Here is a 16,402-nt window from a genome sequence, read left to right on the forward strand (position 1 = left end):
ATTATGAGAATTATTGTTCCAATGGCCGGTAAAGGGTCAAGGTTAAGGCCGCATACATTGACTATTCCAAAACCATTGATACCTATTGCAGGAAAACCCATCGTTCAAAGATTAGTTGAAGACATCGCTAAAGTAGTGGATGATAAAATAGAAGAAATAGCGTTTATAATAGGCGATTTTGGAGAAGAAACGGAAAATCAATTAATAGGTATTGCTGAAAAATTAGGAGCTAAAGGTACTATATATCATCAATTATGTCCCTTAGGAACGGCACATGCCATTCATTGTGCGAAAGAAAGTATGAAAGGCCCAATAATAATTGCATTTGCGGATACTTTATTTAAAGCAGATTTTCAATTAGATAAAAATTCTGATGGAGTAATATGGGTTAAAAAAGTGGAAGATCCGAGTGCTTTTGGAGTGGTGAAATTAGATGAATACGGTATTATAAAAGGAATCGTTGAAAAACCCAAAGAGTTTGTCTCCGATTTAGCAATTATTGGTATTTATTATTTCAGGGATGCAGATAAATTAATGAATGAAATAAATTATCTGATTGATAACGATATTAAAGTAGCTAATGAATATCAGCTGACCAATGCTTTAGATATTCTAAGAGATAAAGGTGCTAAATTTACACTTGGAAAAGTAGATGACTGGATGGATTGTGGAAACAAAGATGTAACGGTGGAAACTAATTCTAAAATTTTAAATTATGAAAAAGATGAATTAGCTTTATATCCTGAAAGTGCTAAAATTGAAAACAGTTTAATTATTCCTCCCTGTTTCATCGGTGAAAATGTAGAAATAATTAACTCAAAAATAGGTCCCAATGTTTCTTTAGGCAATGGAACTAAAATTAATAAAAGTAATATAGAAAATTCGTTGATACAAGAAAACACTCAGATCAGTCATGGAAATCTTACCAATTCAATGATTGGTAATTCTGCTAAGTATATAGGGGTCTCTCGATCATTAAGCTTAGGTGACTTTAGTGTATTGGAAACTAAATAAAAGATATGAAAAAATTACTGATTCTATTCTTGGCTTCTGCATTGATATTTTCATGTAAAACCCAAAAAGGAATATCCATCAATGAAAAAGAAATTAAGTCTGAGAATGCAAGTGTTGAAAATTTAGTTAAAACTATTGCTCAACCTGTCGATTTTACTACTTTAAAGATAAAAGCCAATGCAGATATAGAATCGGGAAATTCATATCCTTCGGTAGCCTTAACCCTATATATCGATAAAGGAAATCAAATTTGGGCTAACGCATCTTTAATTCTTCCTTTAGCAAGAGCTTCCATTTATCCGGAAGGATTTAAGATGTACGAAAGATTAGGAAAAACATATGTTGATTCAAATTTTGATTATTTAAATAATCTTTTAAAAGTTGATTTTTTAACCTATAAAAATATTGAAGATTTATTGATAGGTAAATTATTTTTTCCTTTAGATATCAACGATTTTAATTTTTCAATTGAGAATAATTATTATATACTTACTTCAAAAAAAACTATGAAAGTAGGCAGCGGTAAAGATGCAAGAAATTTTTCAAGAAGACTTACCTTCGATTCCAATTTTAATTTGAAACAGATACGTATGGATGATCCATCAAAAAATACGTATTTACAGATAGATTATGATGATTATATAAATATTGAGAATAAAATTTTGCCAAGAAATATTAAAATTTTCATAAAAGGAGAAAAAGAGATTAAAATTACATTGAATTATAATAAATTTGAGTTCGTTAATATGGAAACGCCTTTTGAAATTCCAAAGGGATATTCGCAAAGAAAAATTAATTAATGGCTATTAATAAAAAAATATATACATTTTTCTTTCTTTTACTAACTATATTTATCTATAGTCAGTTACCCTATAAGAAAGAAGACCTTCAAAAACAGAGTGCTCAGTTAAAACAAGAGATTGCCGAACTAAACAAGGCTTTGATTTCAAGTAAAAATGAATCGAAAACATCTATTACATATATTGCGAATCTTAATAAAAAAATCAGCGTACGGGCAAAATTGATCAACACCACACGGAAAGAGGCCAGAGTGTTAGATGAAGAAATATATTTAAATCAATTAGCAGTTAATAAATTACGAAGAGAATTAAAAAAGCTCAGAGAAGATTATGCAGATGTATTGATACGATCTTACAAAAATAAATCCGTTCAAAATAAGATTTTATTCATATTATCGTCAGAAAACATATCCCAAGCTTTTCGACGCATAAAATATTTACAGAAATATTCGGAATTCCAAGATGAGAAAGTTGCCGAAATTAATGAAAAACAACAGCAAATTTTGCATACCATCGAATTGAGAGAAGCCGCAAAAAAAGAAAAATTAGAGGTTTTGGCTCAACAACAAGCCCAAATCAATCAACTAAACACAGAAAAGAAAGAAAAAGAAATTTTAGTTGAGCGATATATGAAGGAGCAAGGTGATTTAGCTGAAAAAATAAAGCAAAAGCAATCACAAAGAAAGGCTTTGGAAAGACAAGTTCAAGCGATTATCGCAGAAGAGCTTAGAGTTGTTAAGGCAAAAGAGGCTGAAGAAAGAAGAAAGGCAGAAGAAGCGGAAAGATTACGAAAAAAAACAATAGAAGAAGAACGAGCTAAAAAAGCAATGGAGGCTCATATGGCGGCAGAAAAAATGGCTGCGCAAAAAGCGGCTGCAGCTAAAAAGGCCGCAGAACAAGCCTTAGCCGCTAAATTAGCCGCTGAAAAAGAGGCTAATGATAAAGCAGCCGCAAAAAGAGCGGACGACGCTAGAAAAGCTGCAGAAAAGGCAGCTGCTGAAAAGTCGGCAGCCGAAAAATTAGCATCCCAAAAAGCACAAGATGCAAAAATTGCAGAAGAAAAAGCAGTTGCAAAGAAAAAGTCCTTAGATATTCCTAACATAAATACGAGTGCTTCAGAAACACTGTCTAGAAATTTTGAAGCCAATAAAAACTCACTACCTTGGCCGGTTGCAGGAACAGTGGTTTCCGGATTTGGAAGAACGCCACATCCGGTAGTACCGAATATTTATGTAGAGCATCAAGGCGTTGAGATAGCTGCTGCACCGGGTAGTTTGGCTAAATCCGTATTTAACGGATCGGTAAGCAGAATTTTGATAGTTCCCGGAGGAGGGAAAGCAGTATTGATCAGTCATGGAAATTATTTTACCTTATATTCAAACCTTTCAACCGTTATTGTTTCCGTAGGAGACAAAGTAAAAACAGGTCAAGCGTTAGGTAAAATTTACACAGACGATACGAATACCACCCTTTTAGGGTTCCAGGTATGGAAAGGTACTGTTCCTCAAAATCCATCCAACTGGTTATCCGGTATGTAAGTTATTTATAGAAAATGTATTATTGAAGTTAAGAATTTTCAAAAATTCATTAACTTTGAAACAAATCAAAAAAATTATGAGATTATTTGAACATCCTATGTCTATAGTAATAATATTGATTGTAGTATTATTATTGTTTGGTGGGAAAAAAATTCCTGAATTGATGAGAGGTTTGGGAACAGGTTTGAAGGAGTTTAAAGATGCTACTAAGTCAGATGACGAAAAGAATAAAGATTCTCAATCATCATCCAATTCTAAAGACGAAAACTAATCACAAATTAATTATTAGTAAAATAATAAATAACAACATGAAATTTACAGAAAAAGCCTGGGAAATATTTAACCAAAGTATTCAGGATTATCATGTAAAAGATGATGTAAACCAGAAAATTAACAACCCATATCCTCAAGATAGCCTTGAACATTTATTGTATTTAAAAAATTGGATTGATACCGTTCAATGGCATTTGGAAGACCTAATTAGAGATGAAAATATTGATCCGATAGAAGCCTTACGATTAAAAAGGTGGATTGACAAATCTAATCAAGAAAGGACTGATAGGGTAGAAAATTTGGATAGCTGGTTTTTAAATAAATATAAAGACGTTCAAATTCTTTCCGATGCAAAAATAAATACAGAAAGTCCGGCTTGGGCGATAGATCGTTTATCTATTTTATCTTTAAAGATTTATCATATGAAAGCTGAGGTTGAACGTCCGGATGCAGGGCAAGAACACAAAGAAAGCTGTCAGAAAAAATTAGACGTTTTACAACAACAGTATGTGGATCTGTCTACTGCAATAGAAGAACTTTTAGAAGACTACTTAGCCGGGAAAAAGTATATGAAAGTATATAAACAAATGAAGATGTACAATGATGATGAATTAAATCCGGTTCTTTATAAAAGCAAAAAATAAAATTTATCTTTTAGTTACATCATATATAGCTGAATAATAACAATAGCTATATATGATATAGCTCTTATAGTTATTTTTATTTTTTTTGCATTCATGTTCATTTTGATTTTACCTCACTATAAAACACTCTCCATTTATATTTCTATGAAGTATTTTGCGACCAATAAATACTTAAAAATTCTCATTTTTTAATAAATAATTAGTAAGGTTATCAACAATACGCATATTTAATTTTGAATTTAGATAATATACGAATATATTCGTATATTATTTATTTCATTAAACAAGAAACTTACATAACACAAGAAAAACAATATCAATTCAATCCTTTAATTGATAAATAACGAAGTAAAATGTAAACTAATGCGTAAATTGAATACTTGCTATATTTAACTTTTTTTTAAAACCAATAAATCGATCAAGAATGATGAAGAAAATTTTATTATTTTTATTTGTATCCATCCTTTCACAATTTATTTATGCTCAACAATTAGGTACAGAAAATCCTGTTACAGATACGGTAACCGTTCCCAAGAAAACTAAAAATTGGAAAATTAGTGGAGACCATTCACTTATAGTAAATCAAAGTTCATTTTCACATTGGATAGCCGGAGGAACAAATTCTTTTGGAGGATCAGCAAGAATAAAATATTCCTTAGATTACAAAAAAGGAAAAAATATTTTTAAAAATACAATAACTATCGGTTATGGTCAAGTTAACAACAAAAACGATAAGATGAGAAAAACAGATGATATCTTGTTACTTGAATCGATGTATGGACGGAGCATATCTAAGAATTGGTATGCAAGTATAGATATGTCTTTTAAAACACAAATGTTTAACGGATATGATTATTCTGCCCATCCGGATTACACTTCCAAAGACAGAATTTCCTCTTTTATGTCTCCGGGCTATTTAACGTTGGGGGTTGGTTTTGAATATAAACCGGATGGAAATTTTCAATTATCATTATTACCCATAACCTCTAAAAATACATTTGTTCTGGACAGAAAATTGCAGAAAAAAGATAATTACGGATTAAAACATGACGGAGACTGTATGTTTATGGAACTTGGGGCAATGGTTACCGCTAAATATAAAGTTGAAATCATGAAAAATGTTGTTTGGGATAATGCTTTGTCTTTATTTACCAATTACTTATCTCACACCGAAAGGGTTGATGTGAATTTTGGAAGTGTTATAGATATGAAAGTCAATAACCATATATCCACGAAACTAACCTTTGACTTAATTTATGATCACGATCAAATAGAAAGAGTTCAAACAAGACAAACATTTGGGATAGGCTTATCCTACGGATTTAAGTCAAAAAATAAATAGCCGTAAGGAGAATAGAATTAGTTATCGAAAATAAAAATCAACCTGAATTAATTTAAACATATATTTAATAACTATTGAAGAATAGGCATTTAAGTAAAAAATATTTTATAAAACAGGATATATTTTTCGGTAAAACTTTTCTTATCTTTTACAATAGGTTTATCTTTGTAGACACACAATTTTAATTAAAATAAATGAAATTACTAGCAGTGGGTACCGTAGCATACGATGCCATAGAAACCCCATTTGGGAAAACTGATAAAATTTTAGGCGGAGCTGCCACTTATATAGGTTTGGCTGCTTCCAAGCTGGGAGCAGAAGTTAACCTTGTTTCTGTAATAGGCGGTGATTTTAAACCTGAATATATAGAGGTATTTCATAAAAATTCCATAGGTATTGAAGGAGTAAAAAAAATAGAAGACGGAAAAACTTTTTTTTGGTCAGGAAAATATCATATAGATATGAATAATCGAGACACATTAATCACCGAATTAAATGTGTTGGAAAATTTTGAGCCAAAAATACCCGATTCTCAAAAAAATTCTGAAATTGTAATGTTAGGAAATTTACATCCCGCCATACAATTATCCGTTTTAGAACAAATGACTGATAAACCAAAATTGGTAATCTTAGATACTATGGACTTCTGGATGAATACCGCTTGGGATTCATTGCTTCAAATTATTTCTAAAGTAGATGTATTAACAGTAAACGATGCAGAAGCCCGACAATTATCGGGGGAATTCAGCTTAGTTAAAGCAGCAAAAAAAATTCAAAGCATGGGTCCCAAGGTAGTGATTATAAAAAAAGGTGAACATGGTGCCTTATTGTTTAATGAAAATAAAATATTTTTTGCTCCCGCTCTGCCTTTAGAAGATGTTTTTGATCCAACGGGTGCCGGAGATACTTTTGCCGGAGGATTTGCAGGTTACATAACCCAAACGGCAGATTTATCCTATGAAAACATGAAAAAAGCCATTATCGTGGGAAGTGCATTAGCTTCTTTCACGGTTGAAAAATTCGGTACAGAGAAATTACAAGAGTTATCTTCCATGGAATATGAAAATAGACTTAATGAATTCAAAAATTTGACCGAATATAATTACAGCTTTTAATATTTTTAACATCCATAATTTTATCTAACCTTTAATTTGTTAATTAAAGGTTTTTTTTAATTTTATAATTATTAATTAGTTTTTATGATAAAACCAAAAATAATTGCGTTAAGTTTAGTCTCATGCTTAACCGTAAATGCACAACACATGAAATATCCTGGTACAGAAAAACAATCGGTGGTTGACGAATATTTTGGAGAAAAAGTTCCGGCTCCTTATAGATGGTTGGAAGATGATCAATCTCCCAAAACTAAACAATGGATAAAAACTCAAAATGAGTTGACATTTGAATATTTACATAACATACCGTTTAGAAATCAACTAAAAGACCAGCTTAAAAAGCTGTGGAATTATGAAAGAATTTCAGCACCTTTTGAGGAAGGAAATTATATCTATTATTATAAAAATAATGGATTGCAGCCTCAGTCGGTGCTTTATAGAAAATTAACTTCCGGAGGAAAAGAAGAGGTATTTTTAGATCCCAATACCTTTTCTAAAGACGGTACATCTTCTTTAGGTGATATTTCTTTCAGTAAAGACGGAAGCCTGGCCGCTTATCAAATATCGGAAGGTGGTTCAGATTGGAGGAAAGTAGTAGTAATAGAAACCCAAACTAAAAAACAGATTGGAGATACATTAACTCACGTTAAATTTTCAAACATAGCTTGGAAATCCAATGAAGGATTTTATTATTCGAGTTATCAAAAGCCGAAAGAAGGAAGTCAATTATCGGGGAAAACAGAACATCATATCTTGTATTTTCATTCCTTAAAGGAATCTCAATCCAAAGACCCGATAATTTTCGGGGGAGAAGAAACACCAAGAAGATATATCAATGCAAAGGTTTCCGAAGATCAACGATATATAATAATCACGGCAGCAAATTCAACATCGGGTAATGAACTATATATTCTGGACACCCAAAATAAAAATAAAATACAACCCATCGTAACCGGTTTTACCAATAATTACGAAGTAATCACTACCGATGGAGATTGGTTATATATTGAAACCAATGAACAGGCACCCAATAAAAAATTGGTTAGATTGAATGTAACACAATTAGGGCAGAAAGAGCCGAAATGGGAAACGATCATACCGGAGTCTGAATCAGTCTTACATGTGACCGGTGCTAATAAATATTTTTTTGCTAACTATATTGTTGATGTACATTCTGAAGTGAAGCAATTCGATTTAAATGGTAACTTAATACGAACCTTACCATTACCCGGATTAGGTCAGGCAACAGGCTTTACAGGAAAATTTCATCAAAAAGAAATATATTATTCCTTTACCAGCTACATATATCCATCAACCGTTTTTAAGTTAGATACGGAAAACGGAAAATCAGAGCTGTACAAAAAACCAGAGATAAACTTTGATCCGCATCAATTTGAGAGTAAACAAATTTTTTATACTTCATCAGACGGAACGAAAATTCCGATGACAATTACTTATAAAAAAGGGACACAGTTCAATGGGAAAAATCCAACCCTTTTATATGGATATGGAGGATTCGAAATTAGTCTGCTTCCCGTATTTTCTGTAGCGACTGCCGTGTGGTTACAAAATGGAGGAGTCTATGCAGTTGCTAACCTTAGAGGAGGAGGGGAATACGGTAGAAAGTGGCATGACGCAGGAACTCAATTAAAGAAAAAAAATGTATTTGAAGATTTTATAGCCGCCGGTGAATATTTAATATCCAACAAATATACCTCTTCAGAATACTTAGCCTTATCGGGAGGATCCAATGGAGGATTGTTAGTAGGAGCAGTAATGACCATGCGACCAAATTTAGCCAAAGTTGCCTTACCCGCTGTGGGTGTTCTTGATATGTTACGATATCATACGTTTACCGCCGGAGCCGGGTGGGCGTATGATTATGGAACAGCAGAAGATAATAAAGAAATGTTTACTTATCTTAAATCCTATTCTCCGGTACATAATGTTAAAAAAGGAATTTGCTATCCTGCAACATTACTTACTACCGGAGATCATGATGACCGAGTAGTTCCTTCTCATTCCTATAAATTTGCTGCAGAATTGCAAGAAAAACAAAATTGCAAAAATCCGGTTTTAATAAGAATTGAAACCAGGGCCGGACATGGAGCCGGAAAACCTATTGATTTACTTATTGAAGAAACTGCAGATAAATTTGCTTTTGCTTTTAAAAATTTCGGAATTAAAGAGTTAAAATAGATACAAAAAACCAAAAATAACCCCGAGGGATTGCTTTATTTTATAGCAATCCCTTATTTTTTTAAATAAAAATATAATTACATGGTATTAAATTAATTTTATTTTATACCTTTGATAGATAATAACTATTTTAAATTCATTACTATGAAATATTTTTTCTTCTTTCTATTCTGTTTGTTAATAGGAATAATCTCTTTAACTGCCCAGAGTCTTCACTTTGGTTATGATATTTCCGGAAATCAAGAGTTAAGAATATTACAATATGATGGTGATCATAAGCCCATTCCCAAACGGCTGGATCCTGAGGATGTCATGCCCATTCTTGAAGAACCTATAATGTATACTGCCACAAATGGATTAGAGATATATCCTAATCCGGTGGAAACTGAATTAATCATCAAGTGGGATACTCAAATAGCTAACTTACTAGTTAAGATAGAATTGTCTGCTTATAATGCTAAACTGATAGAAGAAGTTAAATTTAGGGCTTCGGATCAAAAAGCAGTTCTTTCAATGAATCAAAGGCCTTCAGGAGTATATTATATTAAAATATATTGTTCAGATGGAAGAATAATTAATCACTCCATTATTAAAAAATAAGCCACAACCCTCAAACTAATTACATAAAAATGAAATTTATATATACCCTAGGTATGTCAGTCTTTCTCTCTATGACACTACCGATTACAGCCCAATCGCTTTTATCTGAAGATAATGATTTAGATAAAAACGTAAATGGAATTAAAAATAAAATGGATAAGGAAGATCTCGAGAACCCTAATAAACCTTTGCTTCGTGTAATAGGTGATTTCATCGAAGAAGATCGCAACGAATTGTACCCTCCGGAAAACGGACCATTAGCCCACTTTGCGGATTCTAAAGGAGAATTAAATGTTTCCACTTTCGGGTCAACTAATTATAAAGTTCCCATAGCTTTACCGCCCGGAATAAAAAATGTTGCTCCCCAAATAGCTTTAACTTACAACAGCTCTTCAGATAATGGAGTAGCCGGGTATGGGTGGAATATAGCCGGAATTTCTTCTATTTCATTAGTTTCTACCCGAATAGATATTGATGGATTTGTGGATGGAGTTAATTTTAATGAAAATGATAAGTATTCCTTAGATGGACAACGTTTAGTTATTAGAGAAGGAGACTACGGAAAAGAAAATACAGTATATCAAACTGAAATTTATTCGAATCTTTATATTGTGTCTGTGGGTATGGTATCAATGCCGGGAATAGATGGGAAAAGGCCAAAATATTTTAAAGTACTTTTTCCGGATGGGACCATGGCATTATACGGTTCATCAGACGATTCCCGAGGTGTAACCGAATGGCTTATAAAAAAATGGGTTGATTTACAAGGTAATTATATCGAATACTTTTATGACAAGAATCAAAATACAACCTATATTAATAAAATAGTATGGGGAAAAAATGAAAAGAAAGATACCGGATACAGTAACACTATTCAATTTTATTATAAAAAAAGAGAGCGTCCGGAGTTTGCTTATGTACATGGAATAAAAATGGTCAATAACCGTATATTGGATAAAATAGAGGTAACTGCAGGTAATCAATTATTTAGAAAATATCAAATTAATCATAAGGCAATCACAGGCAATTACCAACGAGTGGTTTCAGTACAAGAATTTAATGGAAATGGAGAACCGTCCAATCCAATTAATTTTTCTTATAATACAACAAATAATACATTTGATTCATATATAAAAGATAAATCCGATGCTTTATGGGATTTAAAGTATATAAAAATGATCGGAGATTTCAGTGGAAACGGCCAAGTAGATGTAATAGCCGGAGGAAAGTTGTATAAAGATTTATTTCAAAATCTTGGAAAAGAAAGCGGTAGTGTAATTCAGATAAATACAGAAAAGCTTTTAAATTATCCAATTTCAACCTTAACTCGGGGTAAAATGAATAATTTTCAATCAATAGTAACTTATAAGAATAACGATTTGAGTTATTTGGCACCTTCAGATTTCAAAAATCATACGGATAATGAATTAATTTTGACTGTATCTAACTTTAATAAGGAACAAAATAAATTTAAACAAAACTACATTAGAAAAATTAAGTATCCGCACGGAGGTTTTCATGCAGATGAATGTGCCGGTGATCCGAGTAAAAAATTTACTTATACCAATAAAGTATATTATGATTTCATCGAAGGCGATTTTAATGGAGACGGAATATCTGAGATCATAGTTTTGGGGAGTGCTGATAAAAGTATAAAAAGATTACGTGATATAGACGGTACAGATTACCGGAAAAATGGAGACTATCTACATTCAAGAAGGCCGAACCTCCATTGTATAAGCAGCCCAAGTAAAGAATATATTTTACCGTATTATGTTGATATGAATCCCTTATTGCCTGATAAGGAAAGTTATCGAGTTTTAAATAAAGCTGATTTTTTAATGTATACAAACAATTATGTGATTGATTTTGATGGAGACGGAAAATCAGATATTATCAGTTTTAATAAAAAAGCCGGTTATGGAAAAGTTGGCGATTTTAGTATTTCGACACTAACCAAAGAAAAAGAGTTGAAAGTTATAGTAAGTGGTAATATACCGGAATATGATGGTATAAAACCCGTTCTTTTTGGCGATTTCAACGGAGACGGAAAAACAGACCTTTTGATTCCTGAAAAGGAAGGATCTTCTAACTGGTATTTATATTTATCCAAAGGAAACGATTTTGAAAAAGTCTTTTATCAAAATTTAGCAGAATATCTTCCCTTATGGAAAGGTAAAAGTCACACCAAAAGAAGAAGATATAAAACCTATAGGGTAGCAGATCTCAATAAAGACGGTAAATCGGATTTTATAATTTCAATATATGAATCATATGGAAACGGATGGGACGGATCGAGAAACGGAAAAGCAAGTTTGCAATACTATGAGAATTTGGGAGGAGAACAAAAACCGATGTTTGCCTCACCCATTGATACCGGCATATGGTCTAAATACGGATATAGTGATCCAATTACCTTGCTTCTTGCGGATTATAGTAATAATCAAAAAACAGGGAATTTAGTTTTTGTACAAGGAAATGAAATTTGGAAAGGCGCTTTTAATAAAGATTTGAGAAAAGATATATTATTGACAGGCATTTCAGAGTCTGATGGAAATATTGTTACTAAAATTGAATATGCTCCTTTGGAACCTAATTCAAAAAATAACGGATTAGGAAATATAGAAGGAGTTTATCATTCTTCTTTAACAGAAAAATATCCCTTTAAAGAAATTTCACAAGCATCTAATTTGGATGTTGTCAAAAAACTCTCTATAACAGCCGGAGGAAAAAAACGGGAAAAAGAGTACAAATATTTCGGGTTAGTATCTCATGCTCAAGGATTGGGATTACTAGGTTTTAAAAAAGTTGCAGAATCAAGTTGGAAATCTCAAAATATTTCTTCAATTAACTGGAATGTTACTCAATATTCACCTCAATATCGTGGTCTCCCGCTATCCAACTGGATAACTCGAGGAAATAATCTTAATTTGATTATGAATGAGCGGAAAGAAGACTATTTAATAAGTAAAAAAGATTTTAAATATTCAATCATGAGATCAAGTGATAAAAAGTGGACAAAATTACTTGATAAACAATATGAAAAAGATTACTTAACAGGTATTGAAACTAAAACAAAATATAGTTATGATGGATTTTATAATATAAAACAAAAAACCATCGATAATGGAGTAGAAATAAAAACTATAAATTATACGTACGATGATTTTCCGTATGCCTATGATACCAGATATTATGTAGGAAGATTAATTCAAACCAATAGCCAAATATCAGCATATGGAGATGAATATACTTCGGAAGAGAAATATTCCTACTCAGGTAACTTAGTTTCCAAGGTAATGAAAAAAGGGCACCGTACCGATTATATAACCGAGGATATGAAGTATGATGTTTTTGGCAATTTGATAGAAAAAACAGTATCTGCTCCGGGAGTTTCTCCTCGAACATCTAAAGAAGAATATGATCCTACCGGAAGATTTGTTGTTAAAAAAACAGATATAAATAATCTAACCGAATATTTCACTTATAATAATTTGGGGCAGGTATTGAGTCATACCAGTCCACAGGGTGTACTTACAGAATCACGATATGATAATTGGGGGAAAGTTGAAGATGTAAGAATAATAGGTTCTACAATTGATCCACTATTTAATATTACCCTATATGAAAGAACAGAAGGGGGAGGGATAAAAATAACCACTTTCAATGAAGATACCCATGAATATTCCCGGATACATAAAGATATATTTGGAAATGAAATAAAATCCACGATCAAAGGAGATCAACCTGAAATGTATATATCCAAACAAACCGTATATGATGAATTAGGAAGAAAAATAAAAGAAAGTGAACCATACATTGAAGGGCAAGAACCCTTAAGATGGAATACGATAGAATACGACGAATTCAGCCGACCTGTAAAACAAAAACTTTTTACAGGTAAAACCATAACGACTACTTATAAAGGATTGTCCGTTACTACTGATGATGAAGTTAAAAAACAAACATTAACTCGAGATGCAAATGGAAATATACGTATGCTTAACGATAATGGTGAGATAATTCACTATACCTACTTTGCCAACGGAAATCAAAAAACAGCTAAATATGGTGACCACACTCTGACTTATTTATATGACGGGTGGGGTAGAAGAATATCTTTTAAGGATCCTTCGGTCAGCACCAAACCTTATACTCAAGAATATAATAATTATGGAGAATTGTTGAAAGAATCCACTCCGGAAGGAACTACTACTTATACTTATTCACCCACCGGAAGACTACTCACTAAAAAAATGGATGATATAGGTAATTATCTAAATGTTAATTATGAATATTCCAACACAGGTTTATTGAAAAAAGAATACGGATATAATAACAATCAACGTTTTACGTATAATTATACTTACAACAACAATAACCTGTTGGTAGGAACAGAAGAAATTACGCAGGATGTGACATATTTAAATAAATATAAATATAATTTTTATGGAAAAATAGTAAAGGAAGAAAAAATAGTTTACTATGGTAATTTATATTCTTCTGTCATAGTTGCTTACGGCTATAATGAAAACAACGGAATGTTGGAAAAAATAGATCGTTTAGAAAATGGAAAATATGTACCTGTTTGGCAAATAACAGGAGTCAATGAAAGAATGCAAGCTCTTTCGATTAAGTTGGGTAATGGTATAAATATTCATAATACTATTGATAAGGCTGGATATATAACAAGAATGAGGCATTCATCAAGAAGGTCTCATCTCCTTGATATTGAATATGAATTTAATTGGAGAAACGGGAACTTAAATACTCGAATCAATAATTACTCCAATTGGAATGAAGAGTTTGATTATGACCGATTTGAGCGATTAGTTGCCTGGTACGATGCCAATGGAATTCATACTCTTCGCTATGCAAACGATGGGAGAATTACCGATAATTCGCATGTAGGAGAATATCAATATCAAACATTGGCACATTATAAAAAATCCGACATATATCTTAATTCAAAGGGTAGAAATTATTACGAAACTGCCCCACTTCAACAAATCAGATACAACGCATTTAAAAAACCATCATCAATTAGAGCAGTAGAAAAATTATCTTATGGCTCTAATAAGGAATTTAAGAATATTCATGACTTAAAATTTATCTACAATATACATGGTAACCGCAGTTCGGCTTCCTTTCAATTAAATTCAAAGGAAGTACAAAAAAAATATTATTCAAATGCCCAAGATGTAGAAATTGTTACCGATAAGAATTCAACCACGATTATAACCTATATAGGGGGGAATCCCTACGAAGCACCGGCTGCCAATATCACTAATTTTAAAAAAGGGAATTATCAGAAAACGGATGAATCTTTAGTTTATTTTCATAGAGATTATCAAGGTTCCATACTGGCTATAACAAATGAAAAAGGAGGTATTATTGAAAAAAGATTGTATGATCCTTGGGGGAAACTTATTCAAGTAACCGATAGGCAAGGAAATATAGAAACTAAAAATCCGAAACTTATATTTATGGACCGTGGATATACCGGTCATGAACATTTTAGCCAAGTAGGGTTGATTCATATGAACGGACGTATGTACGATCCGGTTTTAAAACAATTTTTATCTCCCGATAATAATATCCAAGATCCTTACAATTCACAGAATTACAATCGCTATGGATATGTATTGAATAATCCTTTAAAATATACCGACCCGAGCGGAGAGTTATTTACTCTAGCAGGATCAGCCTGGTTAGGTGCGGCAGTATTAGGAGCTGCTATAGGAACCGTAACTTATACCACTTATGCATTATGCACCGATTCTTTTCTTTGGGGAGGCTTTTTAAAAGGTTTAGCCTTGGGCAGTGCCGGTGGGGTTGCTGCTTATGGTGTAGGAAGCTTGGCGGGTGTAATACGAACCGGAATATGTACTTCTACGCAAACCTTGACAAATTTACAGGTTGACATATTAGCCTCAGGCATAGAGGGAGTTATGAATGGATTGACACAAGGAATCATACAGGGAATAAGCGGGGGAGATATACAACAAGGGATCAGCAGCGGAGGCATAAGTAGTCTGGTATCTTCAACAGTAGGAATTGGAGGTATGCTTGCAGGAATGGACGAAAATACAATAGGCGGAACACTATTTTTTGGAACTTTAAGCGGAGGTTTTGGAGCGGTATTGTCCGACGGAAATTTCTGGCAAGGTGCGGCTACAGGATTAATTGTAAGCGGATTGAATCATGTGGCACATAAAATGCTGGATCCTAAGCGAGGAGAGCTGTATATATTTGAAAATACAAAATCTGTAAATGGATACGGTCATTCAGCAATAGGAGGAAAATTAAAAGATTCAGGAGAAGAATCTTATCGCTTTATATCCAAAGAAGGACGTAATCAATTGGATGGAAATGAAATAATTGGGGGTGAGTCAAAGAAATTTGATAAATATTTTTCTTCCTTTAAATCTATGATGAATGATAAAAAAATTTCAGGTATGTACAATAAAATGATGACTATAAAAAAACTAAGCTATAGAGAAGTAGCCCAAGCATTGAATGTTGCATATCAAAGTGCCACATCCAGATATCATTTTATATTATCCAACTGTTTTCATGTAGTTAAAGATGCGTTAAACTCCATAGGAATCTATGGAGGGGGATTGGGAACTTTTATTCCTAATAATGGATTTTACAACATATATTATCATTATAACCCTAAAAAATGGTATGAATAAAAAAATACGAAAAATTTTAACAAGTGTATTCCTACTAAGTATGGTAGGGTGCAATATCGATGTTCCTGATAGAACATTATCTACCCAGATAAGTGAGACAATAGAAGAATCGAAGGCTAATGGAGTTTTTTTGGCTGAATATAGGCCAAATAGAAAGATAATAAAAAAAGCATGGGTAG

At 32.4% G+C, this 16,402-nt stretch carries 10 protein-coding genes; all 10 read left to right on the forward strand.

Annotated features, from left to right (window positions below; genetic code table 11):
• Window positions 1-3: 3 nt before the first annotated feature.
• Entirely contained in the window at window positions 4-1,014 is a 1,011-nt protein-coding gene (locus tag GFU93_RS10005) for a sugar phosphate nucleotidyltransferase (protein WP_160569123.1), read from the forward strand.
• A 5-nt stretch (window positions 1,015-1,019) separates the two neighbouring features.
• Window positions 1,020-1,814, forward strand: a complete 795-nt coding sequence (locus tag GFU93_RS10010) for a DUF4292 domain-containing protein (RefSeq protein ID WP_160569125.1) — start codon at window positions 1,020-1,022, stop codon at window positions 1,812-1,814.
• Window positions 1,814-3,352: a murein hydrolase activator EnvC gene (locus tag GFU93_RS10015; protein WP_160541854.1), complete on the forward strand. Its 1,539-nt coding sequence runs from the start codon at window positions 1,814-1,816 to the stop codon at window positions 3,350-3,352. The genes GFU93_RS10010 and GFU93_RS10015 overlap by 1 nt, the downstream gene beginning before the upstream one ends.
• Window positions 3,353-3,428: 76 nt before the next feature.
• Window positions 3,429-3,623, forward strand: a complete 195-nt coding sequence (gene tatA / locus GFU93_RS10020; protein ID WP_160569127.1) for a twin-arginine translocase TatA/TatE family subunit — start codon at window positions 3,429-3,431, stop codon at window positions 3,621-3,623.
• 37 nt (window positions 3,624-3,660) lie between these two features.
• Complete coding sequence (locus GFU93_RS10025; protein ID WP_160569129.1) at window positions 3,661-4,269, forward strand: DUF4254 domain-containing protein; 609 nt, start codon at window positions 3,661-3,663, stop codon at window positions 4,267-4,269.
• A 424-nt stretch (window positions 4,270-4,693) separates the two neighbouring features.
• Window positions 4,694-5,611 carry a DUF3078 domain-containing protein gene (locus GFU93_RS10030; RefSeq protein WP_160569130.1) on the forward strand — a complete coding sequence of 306 codons (918 nt, stop codon included), beginning with the start codon at window positions 4,694-4,696 and terminating at the stop codon, window positions 5,609-5,611.
• A gap of 194 nt (window positions 5,612-5,805) precedes the next feature.
• Complete coding sequence (locus tag GFU93_RS10035) at window positions 5,806-6,726, forward strand: PfkB family carbohydrate kinase (protein ID WP_105296609.1); 921 nt, start codon at window positions 5,806-5,808, stop codon at window positions 6,724-6,726.
• 84 nt (window positions 6,727-6,810) lie between these two features.
• Window positions 6,811-8,925, forward strand: a complete 2,115-nt coding sequence (locus tag GFU93_RS10040) for a prolyl oligopeptidase family protein (protein WP_160569132.1) — start codon at window positions 6,811-6,813, stop codon at window positions 8,923-8,925.
• Between the two features lie 144 nt (window positions 8,926-9,069).
• A complete protein-coding gene (locus GFU93_RS10045; RefSeq protein ID WP_160569134.1) occupies window positions 9,070-9,525 on the forward strand; it encodes a T9SS type A sorting domain-containing protein in 456 nt (151 codons plus the stop codon).
• A gap of 29 nt (window positions 9,526-9,554) precedes the next feature.
• The gene (locus tag GFU93_RS10050) at window positions 9,555-16,223 is read left to right on the forward strand and encodes an RHS repeat-associated core domain-containing protein (protein WP_160569137.1); all 6,669 of its coding nucleotides are present in this window, start codon (window positions 9,555-9,557) and stop codon (window positions 16,221-16,223) included.
• The last annotated feature ends 179 nt before the right edge of the window (window positions 16,224-16,402 follow it).

Source organism: Apibacter sp. B3546, from assembly GCF_009827885.1.
In the GTDB taxonomy this organism is placed as follows: Bacteria; Bacteroidota; Bacteroidia; order Flavobacteriales; family Weeksellaceae; genus Apibacter.